Genomic DNA, 20,455 nt, shown 5'->3' on the forward strand with positions numbered 1-20,455 from the left:
GGTTCTTCATCCTGATGAGTAAGGTTGATTTTTAAACATTTAAAAGAGAAACGTATAAATTTATGCTTTAAAGCATTTCTATTGTAGAATTTTGCAAATCTAAGAATCTTAAATTATTATGAACAAACAATTTCATTATTTATTCAATATAATTTTTATTATAATAACAACAGTTGCTCTCTCTGCCCAAAGTTCTTATTCTGGTGTAGCTTCTCAATTCGGTGTAAAAGCCCCAGATGTAGCAGCTTTTGAAGCTGTAAACCTTTTTCCATTAAATGAATATACAGGTAGAGCTAATATTAATATTCCTATCTATGAGATCAATATAGACGGTATAAAAGTGCCAGTAAGTCTATCGTATAATACAGGCGGTGTTATGGTAGATGACTTAGCCTCTAGAGTGGGATTAGGTTGGTCATTAAACGCAGGGGGTATGGTCTCTAAATCTATAAGAGGTAAAGATGATTTTGCATATAGTTATATTGTTGTCACTGAGAATGAACTTGGAGTCACTAGTAGAGGTTATTTAATGGGTGCTGAACACTTTAGTGGTAGTTCAAATACTTTTGAAGGGGTTACAGATGGGGAACCGGATTTATTTAACGTATCAGTTCCAGGTATTCAAACCAGTTTTGTTCATGCCACTAATCGAAGTACAGTAGAGTTAAATCAACAAAACAATATAATTGAAACTACTATTACTCCCTTAGAATCTGGGATGGCATTAACTTATCCATTTCCAGGCTGGATAAATGCTTTAAATCAACAGTTGCATTTTGGAACAGGGATAAATTCTTATGATGTGCATAAAATAAAAATATTGTCTAATCAAGGAATTGAATATCAGTTTAATGAATGGGAACATATCTATAACAATACTAATGCCGGAACAGCTTTTTATCATTCATCTTACCCTTTAAGCAGGTTAATATCTAATAGAACTAAGCAGGAGATAAATTTTCAATATGAACGTGTGGATTTATATCAATTTGATTCTTTCAATACAACAAAAGTTAATTCAAATTCTAATAATATAGAAAATACAGAAGCAAAGACTAGCTTGTGGTTAAAAAAGATTATTCGAATACAATTTGATGAGGGAGATATTTTTTTTCATTATGATTTAAATCGTTTAGATTTACCAGGAGATAGTGCTTTAACTCAGATAGAGATACGAAATAAAAATGGAGATTTAATAAAAAGAACACACTTTAGCTATTCTTATTTTTTAACTGGAGGTTGTAGTGCAACTAATTGTAAAAGATTGCGTTTAGATGAAATCTATTTTAGTAATGATATTAACGAATATTTACCTGGTTATAAATTTGAATATAATAACACTATTTTACCCGAAAGACATGCGCCGCAAACTGATTTTTCAGGCTATTATAATGGAACGCCTGTAACCACCTCACCACTTAGTCAATTCCCTACACAATATTTTTATATAGATTCTAATAAATCTCTATTGCCATTTACGATAAATGGAGATAGTAATTATTACACACTTACAGGAACATACAATTTAAATGCATCATTGCCACATGCTAAAGCTGCGTCTTTAGAAAAAATAACGTATCCAACAGGGGGCTATAATATTTTAAATTATGAACTAAATTCATTTAAAATATATAACACAGAAATAGAAGGGGGTGGATTAAGAGTTAAGCAAAACATATTGTATAATGAAAATGGAATTGTAGAAAGAGATATTAATTATAATTATATCACAGAAACTGGAAGTACTTCAGGTGGAATATTGAATATTCCTAAGTTTTCAGACGTAACTAACACAAATTATAGTCAACCTATAACTGTTTCTAATATTCCACAAAACATAACTTTTATAAGTCAAAATAGGAGAGTTAATAGATTAAACTATACTCATGGAGCATTAGTTGGTTATTCAAGAGTAGTTATTGATGAAATAGGCAATGGAAAAACAATTAAAGAATATACAAACCCATTATCTAATCCAGATATTTTACCAATTGCTGTTACTAACCAAAGTACAGGAGGAAATTCATTTAATATTCCAAAGTTTGAGTGGTTACAATTTAAAATAGATTATGGTTTTTTTCCGTCATTAATACTAGATAAAGGAATTCAACGAGGTAATCTATATAAAACTCAAATTTTTAATAATGATAATCAACTATTAAATAAAACCGAATTTAGTTTTGACCACCAAACATTTCAGTCAATTCCAATAGGTGAAGCATTTAATTATCCTAATTGGGAACCTTATGATGGCCCATGTTGTAGAATGGTGGCTGGAACAAACCTATTTGTTGAGCGAAATATGGTTACACAAAAAACTGAAACAAATTATTTAGAAAACGGTATCCATATTATTAATAACAACTACCTATATCATTCAGACTATGATTTTATTAAAGAAGAATTTGTTGAATCTGCAGCAAATGAAGTCCTTAAAAAAAGGTGGTATTATCCAATAGATAGTGAAGTTTCAAATCTACCTTTTGTAAATAGTTTGATTGGTAAAAATAGAATTAGTACGCCTGTTAAAACACAGTCATTATTAAATACTAATTTATTAACTGAAGAAATAATTAATTATAGCGATTTTAATTCTGGAGAAATAATAGAACCCAATTCAGTAAGCTTGCAAAAAGCGAATTATCCTAGTGAAACAGAGGTTGAATTTGATGTTTATGACCCTGAAAATGCAAATTTGATTCAATTTAGTAATAAAGATAATACACCAACTACTTTGATTTGGGGATATAATAAGAAAAAAGTGGTGGCAAAAATTGTTGGTGCTATTTATACTGATGTATTAACAACAGGAATTGACATGGATATTATTAATAATCCTACATCAGATTCAGATATTCTATTAGAACTAAATAAAATACGTGATTTCTATATTGATAATAAAGCCGTAGAAGTAGTCACAAGTTTATATAATCCCCTAGTAGGTCTTACACAAAGTCAAGATGAAAAAGGTTATAATGTAACATATTCGTATGATGAATTTAATAGATTTCAGTACATAAAGGATGAAGAACAAAATGTAATTAAAGAAAATCGGTATAATTATAGCGATTGGCAAGTAATGCCAGAAAAATTATCTGCAATACTTTCTTATGAATCGATTAGTGAAGGGGTAGGTGGTCAATATAAAATAACAGCTGATCCCTTTAATGGTTCAGGTAATTATAGATATACTTGGACACATGGATTAACAGTTGAAAATGAGACAGCTTCTAATGATTTAATTATAGCGAACGATGAATACACTTACATAGAGACATCTCCTGGTATTGGTCCGGATGTGCCTTTTCCTGTATATGAGTTTAACCCTAGCTTAAGCGAGGAGGAGTTAAAACTAGAATACGAAAATGTAGGTTGGAATTTTGAATCTAGTATATGTAATAGTGTTGCCCCAAACCCTAGACAATATATTGCTGTAAAATGCAAAATAAGAGATTTAAATACGGGGCAAGAAATACAAAGACAGCTTTTAATGCCGCGATTTTTAAATTTTCCTCCAGCATCTCCAGCATCTCCAAATCTAGTTGTATCACAACTCAGCTATAGCAACCCTGTTACATATAATGCTAGTATTTACTATTGTGGAGGTTCTGGTGATTTCAGATTTAAATGGAATGGAAGCAATACAGAAACTACTTTTAGCTACACTCAAGGAGTTTATTCTTGTAGCCAAAGCAGTATAACTGTTACCTGTATAATGAGAGATGTGGTAACTGGACAAATATTTAATCTTAGTAGTAATTTTTCAGCTGACTGTTCTGAAGAAGAGCAAGATTGCTTTATAGCTGGTACGGAAATAGAAATGGTAGATGGGACCCATAAATTAATAGAAGATGTAATACGAGGTGACATTATTTTAACCTATAATATTAGTAAAAAAGTATTAGAAAAAGGAATTGTAGAAAATATATCCAGCCCTATTCACACAAATTTTGTGGAAATTACTTTTAGTAATAAAAAAACAAATACAAATACTTGGGATCACCCCTACTATGTTAAGGGAAAAGGTTGGTGTTCCTATAATCCGGACCTTACATTTAAAAATTATAATTTAAAAGTAAACACTTTAAATGAAGGTGATATCTGTATGATTTATGATTCCAAAAACCAAAGTATTAAAGAAACCCGAGTTACAAATCTAAAACCAATAAAAAAGAAACAGCAAACTTTTAATTTAACTGAAGTTAGTAAAAATAATAACTTCTTCGCCAATGGAATATTAGTGCATAATAAATCAAACCAAAACAAATAATAATGGCAAAAATTCTTACAATACATCAAATAGGAAAAACCATTATTATACTTTTTGTATCAATGGTCATTAATATTACTTATGGGCAAGATAAAAATTATATTCATACGGTTGTTTATAAGCAACCATATTTGGAAAGTAATTTAAGTAATGCAAATACTAATGATAAAATAGAGTCTATTACTTATTATGATGCATTGGGACGTTCAGAACAAACAATAGCAATTCGTGCCGGTGGACAAGAGCAAGATGTTATAAGTTTTAAAAATTATGATGCTTATGGTAGAGAAAATAAAATTTACCTTCCTTTTGCTAAAAGTGCTAATAATGGAAGTTATGAAAATAATCCTTTAAATTCCGTCAATAGTTTTTATAATACTGCTAAATATGAAAATACAACCAATCCATATTCTGAAGTTTTATTTGAGGCTTCTCCGATGGGTAGAGCTTTAAAACAAGGATCGGCTGGAACAGATTGGAAGTTAAATACAACGAGTGATTCTGATCATACTACAAAATTTAAGTATCAAATTAATGAAGCAAATGAAGTAAAACAATTTGATGTATCTCACCCAAATAGTGATTTAGAAAAAACAGAATTAGAATATATAGGCAATTACCCACTAGGGGAGTTATATAAATCTGTTGTAAAAAATGAAAACTGGCAACCTACACAAACCCATATTAAAGATAATACAATAGAAGAGTTTACAAATAAAATAGGTAGGCTAGTGCTAAAGCGTACTTACAATGATAATCAACCTCATGACACATATTATGTGCATGATGATTTTGGAAACCTAACCTATGTTATACCTCCATTGGCTGCCGATCAAGACATAAGTGGTACTACACAAACCGATATTACTTCTAATGCAATAGTATCTAGTGGTGAAGTTCTAAATTTAGAGGCTTCAAATTCAATAACTTTAATGCCTGGTTTTAATGCTAAACTAGGAAGTACTTTTAGTGCAAGAATTGTTAGTCCAAATGTGTCTAACCAAACCGATATACTAGACAATTTATGCTACATCTATCATTACAACAAAAGAAATCAGATTGTAGAAATGAAAATTCCTGGTAAGGAATGGGAATATGTTGTTTATGATAAATTAGATAGACCTATACTTACACAAGACGCACTGCAACGAGATGAAAATGTTTGGTTATTTACTAAGTTTAATAAATTTGGAAAAGTTGTCTATACAGGAAAATATTCCTACACACCTATAGGAACTAATAGTAATTCTGGTCGCTTGGAGTTACAAAATCAAGTAAATAATCAATCTAATCCCAAATGGTATGAAATAACAGGAACTTCTAATGTAGATGGTCAAAACTTACCTTACACCAATCAAAGTTTTCCAACAAATAGTTTAACTTTACATACTATTCATTATTATGATGATTATAATATGGATACAGCTGGAATAGGTTTAACACTTCCCACAACCATATTGGGTCAGCAAGTATCAAATAAAACAAAATCCTTAGGGACCATAAGTAAAGTTAGAATATTAGACACTTATCAATGGGAGACCACTGTATCCTATTATGATAAAAAAGGAATGCCTATTTATGCTGCTAAGAAAAATGAATATTTAAGTACTGTAGATAAGAGCAAAATAAAGTATGCCTTTTCAGGGCAAATAGTAGAATTTGAAAATTCACATACAAAATCGAGCGTGACAATAGTAACTAATAATAAATACACATACGATCATGCTGGGCGAGTTTTAACACAAACCCAATCTATCAATGGGGGTGATCCAGAATTATTAGCTAATAATGCTTATGATGAACTAGGGCGTATAGAAAATATAAAAGTAGGTGGAGCCGTAGCAACAATCCCAGAAAATTCAAATGGATTACAAACTATAGACTACAAATACAATATTAGAGGTTGGTTAAAACAAATTAATAACCCTACATCTTTAGGCGATGATTTATTTAGTTTAAAAATAGGCTACAACCAAGGAAGTAATGCTTTATATAATGGTAATATTAGTCAGACCAGTTGGAAAACAGCTAGTATTAACCCAACTAGTAATCCTGTTAGTAATGCGTACAACTATACTTACGATGCTTTAAACCGTATTACAAGTGGTATAGATAACACTAATAATTACAGTCTTTCTGGAGTTAGTTATGATAAAAATGGGAATATACAAACCTTAGAGCGTAAAGCTATTGGAGGGCTAATGGATAATCTTACTTATACCTATGATGAAGGGAATAAGCTTAAAAGTGTTACCGATGCTATTATAGGCTCTTTAGGGAATGATGGTTTTAAAGATGGTAATACCAATGGTGATGATTATACCTATGATGAAAATGGCAATATGCTTAAAGATTTAAATAAAGGTATAAACACTGATATTATATATAACCATTTAGATTTACCCAAACAAGTAACATTGCCAAATGGCACTATTCAATATTTTTATGACGCTACAGGTAAAAAATTAAAAAAAATAATTACAGAGGGAAGTGTTGTTAAAACTATAGAATATGCAGGTAAGTATATTTATGAAAACAATGTTTTAAAGTTTTTTAGTCATGCAGAGGGCTATGCAGAACCAGATGGTTCTGGTGGTTTTGACTATGTTTACCAATATAAAGACCACTTGGGCAATATCAGGTTGTCATATTCAGATATTGATGGTAATGGTAGTGTTGCCAATTCTGAAATTGTTGAAGAAAACAACTACTATCCCTTTGGGCTTAAGCATAAAGGGTATAATAGTATTGTTTCCGCCAATACAAATGATGTTGCTAATAAGTTTAAATTTAATGGTAAAGAACAGGAAAAAGCATTGGGTTATAATATGTACGAGATGGATGTGCGTAGTCTCGACCCTGCATTGGGCAGATGGACTAGTATGGACCCTGTAACTCACCATAGTATGAGTACCTATAATGCCTTTGATAATAACCCCGTACTAATTTCAGACCCTAGTGGAGCCGATGGTATGATAGGTTCTAATGGCGGTTCTGGATGGACACTCTATTCTGGGCAAATGGGTACACAATCTTATGGTTATGGACATGGCTTTGGTTCTATAGACTCAGCAGCTTTTAATTATGCCGCACAACAGCCAAATAGTTCTGAAGAGAATGTAAATGACCCTAATAATAGTAGTTCTGGTTCTAGCGTAACTGATTCTGAAGGCTCTCAAGGAAGTGGTGCAATAAGTGATGCAGAATGGGCAAAATTAACAGCAGGGTCAATGGTATTAAACGAAGTAACTGTTATTGCAGGCAATAAAGAATCTTATGATGCTGCTATACTTAACATTGTTGGGCAGATTTATGCCACTGAGTGGTATGATTCCAACAGTTTTATGGAAAATATGTTATCCACAGGAATGTTTGTGGTAAATTCTGGACTTGGAGGTGTTTCAACAGTTATTACGTACAAAGGAAAGTATCATCTTTCAAATGAAGTTTTTCATATTAATAAAACAGGAAAGAGCCTCTCTAATAGATGGAGATGGAGATGGGATAAAAGATACAATAACCCTGTTGCCAAAGCTTGGAGAATTACACAATTAGAGAAAGTTAAAGGGATAAGAAATTTAAGTACTAAATTAACAAAAGCTGGAGGTGTATTAATTATTGCAGATATTGCACTGTCTGGAGAAATAAAAGTATCGCATGGTATTAATGGTTTAGCTACAGGTTTAGCATTAACTGGTTTTGGAGCACCTATAGCTGCGGTCTGGTTTATTGCAGATTTAGGAACGGGAACTGCAAATTACTTTTTAGGCAATGGGTTTAGAACTATAAGTGATATAATAGATGACAATACTGGAAGTATAGAACTTTATGATGGATTATATTAAATATAAAAAATAATGAAGAAAAATATTGAAAAAAAAATTATTTTTCCTGCCTTGAATTTGACTGCTCAAGAATGGGATTTTAGCACCTTAAATGATATAAAACTAGAGGGTCAATTTTATTTGGGTTCAAATGACTTATTTTTCAACAAGTATTATTTAGAATCATTATTTATAGACGTGAAAGGTAATTTATATAAAATTATAGGAAAAGAGGATGTTGGTAAATGGAGAAAGTATATTCCTTTTTTTATGAAAAGTAAAATATCCTTTGAGGATTTAAATAGTAAAATACCCTTAAACGAAGTCAAGACACATATTATTAATAAAATAAAAAACATTAAATATAGTGATGAAAAAAACGATAAATTTTTAACGGAGTGGATTAAAAGAGTAGAAGATTCTAAGTCTATGAAAGAACTTTTAGAAGAAAACATGTAGCTCATTAAATGAAGGTGCTTTAGCATTTTTAAAATACAATCATCTTCAAATCTAGAAGAAGTTAACCGTCAAAATGGAAAACAATATTATAGACATTTTATATTAAAATGATAATGAAACATAAAAAAACAATTTTTATGATAAGAATGATTTTTTTATTTTTTAGTTTAATTCTTTTAGTAAGTTGTAAAACGATAATCTCAAATCAATTTTCACAAACAAAAACCACGCAACAAGTCAATTTAGGCAGCGTTGGTTTAGATAAAGATTTTTTGTTGCAACAAGAATTCAATAATGCCGCCATACCAACGTATAATAAACCGATAAAATTAAGAGTAAGTATTAAATCATTTAATAAACAAACGTATAAAATTTTAACAAAAGCAAAAGTTTCTCAACCCGCTAACTTTAGTGTAATATATATAGATTCTATTCCTAAAAAGCCGCAATACCTTCAATTACAAATAGCCGATAAGGTAAGTGTATTAGAGGATCTAAATAGTAAGGCTAATTACAGCTTAAAAGACTATTTAATTCTTAATAAACGCACCAATATAATAACAGATATCTCCATAGCTTTAAACCAAAATGATTTAGAAAATATAGCCAATGCAGATGCTGTTTTTTTAGTAGAAGAGAGTTATAAAAAATATGTTTTGCAATATTATAAAACAAGTACTGAAGTTGAAAAAATCTCTTTTAGTGAGGGCATTATATTTGGATATAAAACTGCAAATTGTTGTTGGCAAGAAAATAGTAAACACCAATTAAGCATTGTAGATTTAGTAAGTGATTTTAATAATTGCCCCAACAAAACTTATAGATCAGCCAATCGAGCTAAAAAGAAAATCAATTATTTTAAATTATAGCATCATGAAGCGTTATTTAGGTGTATTCTGTTTGAGCTTATTTTTGGTTTCCTGTGACGATATTATTGGGGTACCTGATATTTCAGAAAAAAAAGTAGTTGTTTTAGCACCAACCAATAATGCCATTTTAGACACAGTTGCAGTTGTTTTTACGTGGGAAGCTCTTGAAGACGCAGAAATGTACCATATACAAGTGGCTAAACCTACTTTTGAGGATGCTTTACAAATTGTAAAAGATAGTTTGCTAACGGGTACAAGTTTTTCAACAAGCCTAAATACAAAAAGTTACGAATGGCGCGTTCGAGCTGAAAATTCTGGGTATAACACAAAATACACCAAACAAGGTTTTTCCATTGAAGAATAAAACAAAAACATACGTCCTTTTAATTGCGGTTTTGAGTATTTGGGGCATTATTGGATATAGAATAATAACAACGATAAATCCATCAAAACCCAAAATAGAAAACCAATATTTTGATGTGGCTTTCAATCCAAAAAATAATACTAAAGTGGATACATTTTCAATTCAAACAGTTAACAGAGATCCTTTTTTAGGAACACTATTAGTTTCAAACAAAACAAGAATAAGCAAAAAGAACACTAGTAAAGTAAAAGTTAATTGGATACCAGTTACCTATCATGGTAGTATTTCTAAACAAGATGCTAAAAACAAAGTGTTCATTATTTCGATTGATGGAAAGCAATACCCTATGAAAGTTGGACAGACGGTTAATGAAGTGAGGCTTATTAGAGGATATACCAATGCTGTTTTGGTTAGCTATAAAGGCGAAAGAAAAGCCATTAAGAAAACATGAATTTTTTAAAAGTAAAAGCAGGCGCATTACAAATGACCACGTTTGTGGTAGTTGTTATAGCGTTGTTATTGGCTGCTTTTATCATTTTAATCCACACACATAAAACGTTTAAAGTTCAAACTGATTTCGTTATAGAAACCATTAAGAATACAGACAGAGGTTTGCGTTATTCTTTAAATAATAACATGCTATTAAACGATACGATTTCAATTAGTCTAGATGACGAAGATTATAAAACCTTGAAAGCACATCGCGATTATTGGGGGCTTTTTGAAAAAGTAACAGTAGTTTCAACCCTAAGGAACAAAGTCTTTAAGAAAGTAGCTTTAATCGGAGCAGAGCAACCTAAAATTGATAGAACTGCACTTTATTTAGAAGATAATAACCGTCCATTGGTTTTAGTAGGAAACACTATAATTGATGGGGTCACTTATTTACCAAAAAAAGGCGTTAGAACAGGTAATATTTCTGGACATTCCTATTATGGTGAACAGCTTATTTATGGAAGACAAAAAACTAGCTCTAAGTTACCAAAACTGAATCCGGAACTGTTAAAACAAATTAAAGCTTTTACTGAAATTTATACAACCATCGATTCAGATCAATTTATAGATTTGAATACAATAAGAACTTTTCAAAATTCATTTTACAAGCCATTACAAATAATTTATAGTTTAGAACAGATTAATCTTTCTGAAATTAAATTGACAGGGCATATTTTGGTGCAATCGAAAACTAAAATCACGGTTGATTCTTCTTCTAATCTAAAAGATGTTATTTTAATAGCTCCAGAAATAGACATTAAAAATAATGTTATTGGGACATTTCAGGCTTTAGCAACTAAATCCGTCCAAGTTGGAAGCAATTGCCAATTGAACTACCCAAGTGTCTTGATTTTAAATGAAGAACATCAAACTAAAGCATCTCCAACTAATGTAAAAGAATCTCCTTTCATTAAAATGGAAAAAGGCTCAGTAATAAAAGGGATAATTACTTACTTAGGAGACACAAAAAATTATAAAGCACAAGTTTTAATTGATGACAATGTTACCATAACAGGAGAAGTTTATTGCAATAAAAATGTAGAACTTTTAGGGAAGGTAAATGGAAGTGTTTTCACATCTGGATTTGTGGCAAATCAATCAGGTTCGGTATATCAAAACCATATTTACAATGGCACTATAGTCGTTAATAAATTGCCAGAAGAGTATGTAGGATTATCATTTATAAACTCTAAAAAAGACATTGCCAAATGGTTATACTAAAAAAAATAGAAGCATCATCCTTAATGGAAACATTGGTCGCTACAGTACTTATAGTGGTAGTGTTTATGATAGCTAGTATGATACTGAATAATTTATTTTCAAATACTATTAAGACTAACACTAGGGTTATTGATGCAAAGTTAAATGAAATTGAATATTTATTTAGGCATGATAAAATTCAAGTGCCTTTTTATGATGATTACAAATCTTGGGAGATAGCCATAGAACACAATAAGAATAAAGGTCAAAATAGTATTAGGCTTGAAGCCAAAAACACCGAAACCAACAAAACCATTTTAAAAGAAATTAGTGCTAACTAAACACAAAATATCAGCGTATACAATAAGTGAAATGATTGTGGTTCTTATTATCACAAGTATTGTTGTTGGTATGGCTTTTTCCGTGTTAAGAATGGTTCAAAAACATATGAATAGTATTCAACATAACTTAGAGAAAACTACGGAGTTAAACAAACTTGAGCAGTCTTTATGGCTAGATTTTAATAGACATTCAAAAATTGAATATGATACTATTGAGGATGAACTCGTCTTTTCATCTGAGATAGATACAATATCCTATAGATTTTCTGAAACTTATATTATTAAAGATATAGATACTTTTAATATTCCATTAAAAAATAAAACGTTCTTTTTTGATGGTACCGAAGTACCTAATGATGTCATTGACGCTTTAAAAATAGAAACATCAAAAGTATTTCAGAATCAGCAACTTTTTGTCTTCAAACAAAATGATGCGACTTTATTTATGAACTAATGGCATTTCAATTAGAAAACATATCGAAACCAGTTTCATTAAAAAAAGAACCTACTGACCATTTAAGTTTTCTAAAACAAGAAATCACATTTTTTAATAATACCTTTTCAAATAAAATAAAAGAAGATTTTTATACAGAAATAAGTGTACTATTAAAAGCAGGGGTATCCTTAAAAGATAGTTTAGACCTTATTGAGAATTCTCAGAAGAAAAAACAAAATAAAGAATTACTAAAAAAAATATCGCAAGATATTGTTTCAGGTCAATCATTATCCGATGCTTTAAAAACCCACAAACAATTTACAGATTACGAGTTTCATTCCATTAAAATAGGAGAAGAAACAGGAACGTTAGCTAAAGTAAGTGAACAATTAGGTAATTTCTTTGCCAGAAAAAATGAACAACGTAGAAACCTAATAAGTGCCTTAACCTATCCATTTATAATTTTAAGTACAGCAGTTTTGGTAGTTGTGTTTATGTTACAATATGTAGTGCCTATGTTTCAAGATATTTTTAAGCAACAGGGTGTTGAATTACCAAACATAACTAAATTTATAATTAGAGTTTCAGATTTTTTAGGAAGTTATGGTTTTGTAATATTCATTCTATTAATTGGAATTCTAGTATTGCAACCATTTTTAAACAAAAAGAAAGGATTTAAAAAAATAAAGGATAAATTCATTTTAAAACTTCCCTTTATCGGCAACTTTGCGAGACTGGTTTATTTATCGCAATTCACACAAGCGGTGTCACTTCTAACGGCTTCTAAAGTTCCAGTTGTAAATAGCATTCAATTGGTAAAGCAAATGATTAATTTTTATCCTTTGCAACATGCACTTGAAACTGTGGAACAGCATATTTTGAAAGGAGAATCATTGAGCAAAAGTTTAAGTCAACATAAATTATTTGATGATAAAATGATTGCCCTTGTAAAAGTAGCTGAAGAAACCAATCAAACCGAATACATTTTTGATAGACTTAATATGCAATACAATACGCAAGTACAGCAACTATCAAAAATGTTATCTACCATTATGGAGCCATTTATTATTCTAATTGTTGGGGTTTTGGTAGGTGTTATTCTAATAGCTATGTATTTACCAATGTTTAAATTGAGTAGTGTTATGGGTTGAAAGTAATAGACCGAATTAATTTGCCACATAGATAAGGAAATATAATTTGGTATTTTTGTAAGAGACAGAAAAGAATTAGATTTAGTAACAATCTTACAAACTAAATATTTCAACTTTTATTTCAAAGAATAAAAAAGTAAATTTTATTTATGCTTTTTTAATAGAAATTGTATATTTGCTCACCATAAAAACAAATAAAATTTGTTTTTAAATAGTTTATTTTGACTTTAGTGTACAATTAGGTGAACACAAAAAGATGAAAATTACAAAACAGCAGTAAATACAGGTGGTTTGAACAATCTATTTAATCCTGCCACCCCGACAAATTATAGCATCAATCTATACCAAAAACCTGTTAATCGTATGATTATCAGGTTTTTTTGGTTTTAGGAATATCATAAGAATTGATATGTTCTGATTAAAAACGTCAACAAATCGGATAACAAATTAAAATATCGAAAAGTGTTGACCAGATTTATAGCCAACGGTTTACGACTCAATAAATAAATGTATCTTTATAAGTGATTTGACTTTCGTCTGATAACAACGAATTATTGTTAATTAAAAGACGAAATAATGAAAACATCTTCCACCTTCAGTATTTTGTTCTGGGCGGACTTCTCCAGAGCAAAGAATGACCAAGCATCAATTTATGCAAGAATTACGGTAAATGGTAAACGAGCTACCATCAGTTTAAAACGAAAAGTTTTAGTACCTGATTGGGACGTCCATAAAAACAGAGCTCGGGGAACAAACCAAAAATCGAGAATCCTGAACAGTTATTTAGATGAAACTTACAATCATCTGTTTAAATGTTATCGTGATTTAATGAATGAGCATAAATTGATTACCGCCCAAGTTATTAAGGCTCGATACTTCGGTAATGACGAAAATAATCGCTCAATTACTGATATTATCAATTACCATAATGAAGATATGGTAAACAAGTTAAAGTGGGGAACACAAAAAAATTACTACACTACACAAAGTTATATCTCCAAATTTCTATCGAAATTCTATAAGACCACAGACCTTTACTTACGGGAACTCGATTATCACTTTATCATTAAGTTCGAGAAATACCTTCGAGACTATGTACCGGAAGACCATCAAAAGCCAATGGGCAATAATACCGTGATGAAGCATATCGAGCGTTTTAGAAAGATGATAAACTTATCGTTGAAATTAGGGTGGATTGAACGCGACCCATTTATCAATTTCAAAGCTAAATTCATTAAAAACGAAAGAGGCTTTTTAAGTCTTGAAGAGCTTCAAGAGATAGAAAACAAACAATTTACCATTCATAGACTGGAATTGGTAAAGGATTTGTTTGTTTTTAGCTGCTATACCAGTTTGAGCTATATCGATGTTATCCATTTGACTGCGGATAATATCTGTATAGGAATAGACGGCGAACTTTGGATTTATTACAAACGTGAAAAAACGACAAAACCCATAAGAGTGCAAAAAACGGACAAACCGGTTCTTCCTCATATTTGGGGAAACATCAACCAGTTTGAGATAATATCACCTTCTTACGCAATAGATCAAAGCTAGCCCTGCCATACATTTGTCTTTTTATACTCTTTATCCGGTTTACATGGCCTTCCACAGCACCATTGCTCCAGGGCATGTTAATTCCGTTTTTAACGGCTTTAATATCCCTCAATAAACCATTGGCAAAAGAGGTTAAGCCCGGCATTTTGTATTTTGAGCGTTTTATAAATTCAATCCATCGGTTTATATTGCCACATCCTCTTTTTAACATCGTTTTGAAAATCTGCACCAATTTTCGAATGACCTGTAGTTCTGATATATTATCTAATAGTGTTTGTGGATACTTTCGCTCATCAGGATCTTTAATAACAGTTAAGCAAGAACCAATATATTTAGCCAGTGTCCTTGAACTTAAGGGTTTTATATAGGGGATTTTTGAATTTGTGCAAAATCCGGCGTGGATATTTCAAATCTTTCCTTTATGATATTTATATTGTGGTAAGCCTGCGTTCTACTTCCTTTGTATCCCAATTCATAAATCTCGTCTATTATATCTTTCATCATATATCCTTGGTCATTTAATCGAGCAACAATGTGCTGGGCAAATAACTCAATATTGGTTGACTTAGAGCTTATTCTGGGAGGTAATGATTCTAGTGGGAGATATGAATGAACAGTATTACGGCTTATGCGCAAATCCCTTGCAATCTTTCGTTTAGATATGCCCTTAGCCTGTAATTCCTTAACCTTATTGAAGGTATCCTGCCTCTGGTCTACTTTTATTTCAACTATTTTTTGGACTTTTGATAATGGTTGCGACTTTTTTCCCTTATCACAGCCTGCATTCTGACCATCGGACATATTTAAAAGCCCATTGCTTTTATCTTTAATAAGCTTTTTAATTTTTGGATTCACACTTTTGAAATACTTGTCCAAAGCATCGGATAGGTTCATTAATAAATGAAATCGGTCCGCGACCTGTTCAGCATTTGGACAAACTTCATTGATAGCAGAAGCATACGAACTGGCCCTGTCTCGAAGGTAAAATATCAATAGGCTTTGAAGTCTCCATATCAATGAGGATGGTTCCGTAACTTATCCCTTTTCGGTATGCAAAATCATCAACGCCAAGCACCTTTGGCTGTATTATTGGTGGTAGTTGTTGTCTGTGGACTATTCGTGTAATGGTTGGGCTGCTAACCGAAATTAGTAGTTGTTTAGACAGTATACTGCCCAGTTTTCCTGTTAATTCAATTGACAAGGCATCCAGTATCTTTGATACCCTTTTTGTCCTTCTTGAATACCTCAGAATATATGGTGTTTGTTCTGAGAATACTTTTCGGTTACATTGTGGGTTTTGGCATTTAAATTTGCGCGTCTTTAGGATAATAGTGGTTTTGTTTTGAAATACTGGAAGATCTGATAGTGTTCGGGTATAATGATCGTGGACTTTATTGCTATATTTTTCACATTTCGGACATTTTGATCGCTTAGCTTTTACTGATGCGTATATTTTAACAATGGAGCAAGAGTAATCAATATTATTTACAATTAGCACAGGCATGCCAATCAGTCGTTTTATGGTCATAAGTAGTTGTCTGATAACTACTTAAAGATAATAAATATGGTCTTACAAAACAAAAGAATATGCTTTTATTTATCTGACTATCAACAATATAAGACGCCAACCAATGTTTGTGGATTTCCCCAAATATGAGGAAGAACCACTTTGTCCGTTTTTTGCAGGCTGACGAAGGATATTTTACAATAGAGGCATCTGCCCATAAACATGGGACACAGAAAGCAGGGCGTGGCAGTAGGACCAAATCCAATGTGATGATAATGGCAGAGAGTACTGTTTTAGAAGGTATAAATACAGGAAAAGTAGGGCGTCAAGCTAGATACTTCAAAGCGAAGGTTCTTACGGGCCATAAAATGGAGGGAACCGATCAAACACTACAGAAAGCAATAGATAATGATGATTCTATAGTTTTTACCGATAAGAGCACATCATATGTGAACATCGCCGACTATGTAGATATACATATCAGCGAAAAGTCAAACGAACGAACAACAAAAGAGACCTTGAAATGGGTGCATATTGCTATAAGCAATGCAAAAAGGAACTTCGTGGGAACATATCACAAGATTACAGCCAAATATTTACAGCTTTATTTAAATGAGTTCATTTATAAGCTCAATAGAAGATATTTTGGTGAAAAGGTTTTCGATAGACTTGTTATAGCTAGCATTACAGCTAATGGACATTAAACGGATATGCAATAAAACATTAAAACGATTTCATATCAACTCTTTATGTGCAAGCTAAAAACCAATCAAAATCATATAAAAATAATTTTTTTTTTTATTTATCTCTTTACTGACTATTTCTTTTCAAATATCCGCTCAAGATGGTCTTGACGAATCAAAATCATTAGGATTAATTTCTTATTTAAATACTATAAAAGAACTATCTGAAAACAAAATTTTATGGTCTGAATCAAAATATACCCAAAGAAAAACCAAGAGACTTGAATCAATAAAAAAAGCAAAAAATGAAACAGAAAAAAAAGAATTAGAATATAAACAGAAGTTAGACGATGATATTAGACAAGGAATCCAAAATAAATATGCTCAATTAAGATGGAAAAACAACTTATTAATTAATCAATTTTCTGCAGATATAGTTGATAAAAACAGAATGTCTATTTATAGAAATATGAACAAATACTTGTCAAGTGGGAAAGACATTACTAATAGACTAAAAAAGTTTGAAGTACTTTTAAAAACAGTAGATGGAAGCTATTTGGACCTGATTTATTCTAAATACAAGACTGGTGGACCTCAAAGTGTAGCTGGATTACAAGAAATATTTACTCTCGCTGGAATTAATCCGTATACAATCTATAAGGACATAAAAGCATCAAAAGAAAAGAAAATAGCAACTCTTGTAGGATACATTAAGGAAATGAGATTAAAACCATTATCGGAATTGACATCTGCAACTAAGCCAAAGCAAGAAGAAAAAGACAAAAAGGATAAGGATTGAAAAACGAAAAAAGCAGCATATAAAAATGGTTACAAGTAATTGATTGTTCTCACCTACTTCTGAAAATCCGCGAGGCTTTTTCAGTTTGCTGTGTACTTGCAAAGTTAAGTGCTAACCCACGCAACTTCTCATAGCCGTGACCGATAAGCGTAATCCCAAAACCCTACTTCTTAAAATTTTTATTCCGCTTATTATAATTTTTATCACCCTTGGTCTTAGGCTTTTTATACTTGGCGGCAATTTTAAATTTATAGGAACCGCCTAAATTTTCTTTGGCATTCTTTTCAGATTTCTCATGAAACGCAGGTCCAGGAGCATCATCGTCCCTGCGTTTATTGGGGTTGTTACGCTCTTTAATTATAGGGCGTTCTTCTTCAATAAGTTCTGTAGAAATAGTCACATCTTCAGGAATCGGCATTAACGGGATCGTCATGTGCATAAGCGTTTCAATACGCGCAATAGCGTCTGCATCTTTTTTGGTTGAAAACACCAGCGCTTCGCCTTTGCGTTCCGCACGACCGGTTCTACCAATACGGTGCATATAATTTTCAGGATAATCTGGGGTGTCAAAATTTATCACGTGAGACACATTATCTATATCCAATCCACGCGCCATAACATCGGTGGCTATTAAAATGCGGTTCTCACCATCTCTAAATTGCTCGATGCTGCGCAATCTGTAATTCTGTGTTTTGTTGGAATGGATGAGGCACAACTCGTCATGGAATTTTTCATCTAATTGGGCGAATAACTTATCGGCCATTTTCTTATAGGCGACAAAAATCAACACTTTATTATAGGTGTCTTTATCGCTTAACAAGGCATGAAGTAAATTGACCTTGGTGTAAAAATTAGGCACATTATAGCGCTGTTGACTAATATTTTCAAGTGGCGTTCCAGAAACGGCAATAGAAACACGTTCTGGACTTTTAAAGAATTCGTTAATTAAAATATCAACATCACGGGTCATGGTAGCAGAGAACATGATGTTCTGCCGCTTTTCGGGCAGGATATCAAAAATGTTAATGAGTTGGTGCCGAAAGCCGAGGTCAAGCATTACATCCACTTCATCAATCACCAATTTCTGTACGGATTTAAGTTGTAGCACCCTGCTTAAAGCCAAATCGTAAAACCGACCGGGAGTTGCTACCAAAATATCTAAACCATTAGCAATAGCCTGTTTTTGCGTATTAATATTGGTGCCACCATACACGCCTAAAACACGATTATTAATGTATTTTGAAAGTTTTTCAATTTCATCAACCACCTGTACCACCAATTCTCTTGTGGGTACCAATATTAAAACCCGCGGATTTTCCTGTGATGAAAACTTGAGGTTTTTTAAAATGGGGAGCATATAGGCAAAGGTTTTTCCTGTACCGGTTTGTGCAATACCAACCATGTCCTTACCCGAACTCACCACATTAAAGGCTTCTGCCTGAATAGGCGTAGGCGTTGTAAATCCTAAATCACCTAAGGCGTTATATAAAGGGGTGTTTAAATTTAAATCTTGAAATGTCAAAACAATGCTATTTAGCTGGCAAAGTTAAGCTTATTATTCGTTTTATGCGAGGTGCTTAGGGTGTATTTCAATACGGTAATTGGCTTCGAATGTCTTACCGGCGTCCAATGCGATGATGCCCTCTTTTTCTTTAAGCTGTTGATTGCTGTCTTCATGGTCTGCCACACCAAGCCAAGGTTCTATACAAACATAGTTGCCAGTTGGTTTTGCCCAAATGCCTAAATAAGGAAATGGCTCGTAATGCACCGACAAAATAGCACCATGTGTTTTGCTTTTTAAAGTGACTTGTTTAGATTTTAAATCTTTAAATACCAGCGCATCTTTATCGAACAAGTCGTGTGTTAGTGGTATTTGATTTGAATGTTTTAAAACGGTTTCTGTGTTTGAGGAAATTAATCCATTTTCCATATTAATATGATGGCGTTTTACGCTTTCTAGGTGCTCAAATTCTAATACATAATCATCATACCTTTCATTATCAAACACAGGACATTTAAAGGCGGGATGGCCGCCAACAGAAAAATACATGGTTTTGGTATCTATATTTTTTACGGTGTGCAAGACTTCAATTATATTGTTTTTAAGCGTATAGGTGATGTAAAATTCAAAATGAAACGGATAGGATTTTAGCAAATCCGCATCAGAAGATAATGTAAATATTAAGCTGTTTTTAGTCTGCTGATACAACTTGACATGGGCATTATTCCTAACAAAACCATGCTTAGGTAACTGGTAACTTTGATTGTCATAAAAATAAGTATTGTTCTTTAAGGCGCCAATAATAGGGAAGAGATTCGGGGCAAAGCTTCCCCAAATGTCAGGATCGGCATGCCACATGAATTCAGTACCCGTTTTCACAGCGGTTATGCCGCATAATTCCGCGCCAGTTTGCAGAACATTTATTTTTAATTGGTCATTTTCTAAACTAAACATAGGTGTAGCGGATTACAAAAGTTTAAACGAGTTCATATGCAAAAT

At 32.0% G+C, this 20,455-nt stretch carries 17 protein-coding genes and 2 pseudogenes; 13 read left to right on the plus strand and 6 right to left on the minus strand.

The genetic code is table 11. The features are described 5' to 3' along the window. Positions 1 to 118: 118 nt before the first annotated feature. From FAF07_RS14155 to FAF07_RS14205, 11 genes are all read left to right on the plus strand, one after another. Positions 119 to 4,270, plus strand: a complete 4,152-nt coding sequence (locus FAF07_RS14155; protein WP_142785722.1) for a hypothetical protein — start codon at positions 119 to 121, stop codon at positions 4,268 to 4,270. A 2-nt stretch (positions 4,271 to 4,272) separates the two neighbouring features. Continuing rightward, entirely contained in the window at positions 4,273 to 8,115 is a 3,843-nt protein-coding gene (locus tag FAF07_RS14160) for a DUF6443 domain-containing protein (RefSeq protein WP_142785723.1), read from the plus strand. Between the two features lie 12 nt (positions 8,116 to 8,127). Further along, on the plus strand, positions 8,128 to 8,553 hold the full coding sequence (locus FAF07_RS14165; protein ID WP_142785724.1) for a hypothetical protein: 426 nt from the start codon (positions 8,128 to 8,130) through the stop codon (positions 8,551 to 8,553). A 137-nt stretch (positions 8,554 to 8,690) separates the two neighbouring features. Next, complete coding sequence (locus FAF07_RS14170) at positions 8,691 to 9,422, plus strand: hypothetical protein (protein WP_142785725.1); 732 nt, start codon at positions 8,691 to 8,693, stop codon at positions 9,420 to 9,422. Between the two features lie 4 nt (positions 9,423 to 9,426). After that, complete coding sequence (locus FAF07_RS14175) at positions 9,427 to 9,786, plus strand: hypothetical protein (protein WP_142785726.1); 360 nt, start codon at positions 9,427 to 9,429, stop codon at positions 9,784 to 9,786. Then, positions 9,776 to 10,237, plus strand: a complete 462-nt coding sequence (locus FAF07_RS14180) for a hypothetical protein (protein WP_142785727.1) — start codon at positions 9,776 to 9,778, stop codon at positions 10,235 to 10,237. The genes FAF07_RS14175 and FAF07_RS14180 overlap by 11 nt, the downstream gene beginning before the upstream one ends. After that, positions 10,234 to 11,502, plus strand: a complete 1,269-nt coding sequence (locus FAF07_RS14185; protein WP_142785728.1) for a hypothetical protein — start codon at positions 10,234 to 10,236, stop codon at positions 11,500 to 11,502. The genes FAF07_RS14180 and FAF07_RS14185 overlap by 4 nt, the downstream gene beginning before the upstream one ends. Further along, a complete protein-coding gene (locus FAF07_RS14190) occupies positions 11,490 to 11,822 on the plus strand; it encodes a hypothetical protein (protein ID WP_142785729.1) in 333 nt (110 codons plus the stop codon). The genes FAF07_RS14185 and FAF07_RS14190 overlap by 13 nt, the downstream gene beginning before the upstream one ends. Next, complete coding sequence (locus FAF07_RS14195) at positions 11,812 to 12,276, plus strand: hypothetical protein (RefSeq protein WP_246067710.1); 465 nt, start codon at positions 11,812 to 11,814, stop codon at positions 12,274 to 12,276. Before FAF07_RS14190 ends, FAF07_RS14195 begins: the two co-directional genes overlap by 11 nt. Beyond that, positions 12,276 to 13,409, plus strand: a complete 1,134-nt coding sequence (locus FAF07_RS14200; protein ID WP_142785730.1) for a type II secretion system F family protein — start codon at positions 12,276 to 12,278, stop codon at positions 13,407 to 13,409. The genes FAF07_RS14195 and FAF07_RS14200 overlap by 1 nt, the downstream gene beginning before the upstream one ends. 576 nt (positions 13,410 to 13,985) lie before the next feature. Further along, positions 13,986 to 14,966, plus strand: coding sequence for a site-specific integrase (locus tag FAF07_RS14205; protein ID WP_142785731.1), 981 nt, complete (start codon positions 13,986 to 13,988; stop codon positions 14,964 to 14,966). Here the strand turns inward: FAF07_RS14205 and FAF07_RS18710 are convergent. From FAF07_RS18710 to FAF07_RS14220, 4 genes and pseudogenes are all read right to left on the minus strand, one after another. Next, complete coding sequence (locus tag FAF07_RS18710; protein ID WP_221930751.1) at positions 14,917 to 15,177, minus strand: transposase; 261 nt, start codon at positions 15,175 to 15,177, stop codon at positions 14,917 to 14,919. The two genes, FAF07_RS14205 and FAF07_RS18710, sit on opposite strands and share 50 nt — an antisense overlap. Positions 15,178 to 15,326: 149 nt before the next feature. Beyond that, positions 15,327 to 15,860, minus strand: a complete 534-nt coding sequence (locus tag FAF07_RS14215; protein ID WP_246067694.1) for a hypothetical protein — start codon at positions 15,858 to 15,860, stop codon at positions 15,327 to 15,329. Continuing rightward, positions 15,861 to 15,914 (minus strand): annotated as a pseudogene (locus FAF07_RS19115) (hypothetical protein); the annotation flags it as partial. Next, complete coding sequence (locus FAF07_RS14220) at positions 15,907 to 16,494, minus strand: transposase family protein (protein ID WP_142785348.1); 588 nt, start codon at positions 16,492 to 16,494, stop codon at positions 15,907 to 15,909. The gene FAF07_RS14220 and the pseudogene FAF07_RS19115, both read right to left, overlap by 8 nt. Before the next feature lie 152 nt (positions 16,495 to 16,646). Here FAF07_RS14220 and FAF07_RS14225 point away from each other — a divergent pair. Then, positions 16,647 to 17,177, plus strand: a pseudogene (locus FAF07_RS14225) (IS1595 family transposase); the annotation flags it as partial. Positions 17,178 to 17,625: 448 nt separating this feature from the next. After that, the gene (locus tag FAF07_RS14230; RefSeq protein WP_142785732.1) at positions 17,626 to 17,955 is read left to right on the plus strand and encodes a hypothetical protein; all 330 of its coding nucleotides are present in this window, start codon (positions 17,626 to 17,628) and stop codon (positions 17,953 to 17,955) included. A 163-nt stretch (positions 17,956 to 18,118) separates the two neighbouring features. Here FAF07_RS14230 and FAF07_RS14235 read toward each other — a convergent pair whose 3' ends face one another. Both FAF07_RS14235 and FAF07_RS14240 read right to left on the minus strand, forming a co-directional pair. Then, positions 18,119 to 19,477, minus strand: coding sequence for a DEAD/DEAH box helicase (locus FAF07_RS14235; RefSeq protein ID WP_142785733.1), 1,359 nt, complete (start codon positions 19,475 to 19,477; stop codon positions 18,119 to 18,121). A 42-nt stretch (positions 19,478 to 19,519) separates the two neighbouring features. Next, positions 19,520 to 20,410, minus strand: a complete 891-nt coding sequence (locus FAF07_RS14240; protein ID WP_142785734.1) for an aldose 1-epimerase family protein — start codon at positions 20,408 to 20,410, stop codon at positions 19,520 to 19,522. Positions 20,411 to 20,455: the final 45 nt, after the last annotated feature.

It is taken from the genome of Changchengzhania lutea (genome assembly GCF_006974145.1).
GTDB classification, from domain to species: Bacteria; Bacteroidota; Bacteroidia; order Flavobacteriales; family Flavobacteriaceae; genus Changchengzhania; species Changchengzhania lutea.

Excerpts from the sequence above, each read along its gene's own strand:
- FAF07_RS14155 (WP_142785722.1), top strand. The coding sequence starts at position 119 with ATGAACAAACAATTTCATTATTTATTCAATATAATTTTTATTATAATA.
- FAF07_RS14160 (WP_142785723.1), top strand. The coding sequence starts at position 4,273 with ATGGCAAAAATTCTTACAATACATCAAATAGGAAAAACCATTATTATA.
- FAF07_RS14165 (WP_142785724.1), top strand. The coding sequence starts at position 8,128 with ATGAAGAAAAATATTGAAAAAAAAATTATTTTTCCTGCCTTGAATTTG.
- FAF07_RS14170 (WP_142785725.1), top strand. The coding sequence starts at position 8,691 with ATGATAAGAATGATTTTTTTATTTTTTAGTTTAATTCTTTTAGTAAGT.
- FAF07_RS14175 (WP_142785726.1), top strand. The coding sequence starts at position 9,427 with ATGAAGCGTTATTTAGGTGTATTCTGTTTGAGCTTATTTTTGGTTTCC.
- FAF07_RS14185 (WP_142785728.1), top strand. The coding sequence starts at position 10,234 with ATGAATTTTTTAAAAGTAAAAGCAGGCGCATTACAAATGACCACGTTT.
- FAF07_RS14190 (WP_142785729.1), top strand. The coding sequence starts at position 11,490 with ATGGTTATACTAAAAAAAATAGAAGCATCATCCTTAATGGAAACATTG.
- FAF07_RS14200 (WP_142785730.1), top strand. The coding sequence starts at position 12,276 with ATGGCATTTCAATTAGAAAACATATCGAAACCAGTTTCATTAAAAAAA.
- FAF07_RS14205 (WP_142785731.1), top strand. The coding sequence starts at position 13,986 with ATGAAAACATCTTCCACCTTCAGTATTTTGTTCTGGGCGGACTTCTCC.
- FAF07_RS18710 (WP_221930751.1), bottom strand. The coding sequence starts at position 15,177 with ATGTTAAAAAGAGGATGTGGCAATATAAACCGATGGATTGAATTTATA.
- FAF07_RS14215 (WP_246067694.1), bottom strand. The coding sequence starts at position 15,860 with ATGAACCTATCCGATGCTTTGGACAAGTATTTCAAAAGTGTGAATCCA.
- FAF07_RS14220 (WP_142785348.1), bottom strand. The coding sequence starts at position 16,494 with ATGACCATAAAACGACTGATTGGCATGCCTGTGCTAATTGTAAATAAT.
- FAF07_RS14230 (WP_142785732.1), top strand. The coding sequence starts at position 17,626 with ATGAACAAATACTTGTCAAGTGGGAAAGACATTACTAATAGACTAAAA.
- FAF07_RS14240 (WP_142785734.1), bottom strand. The coding sequence starts at position 20,410 with ATGTTTAGTTTAGAAAATGACCAATTAAAAATAAATGTTCTGCAAACT.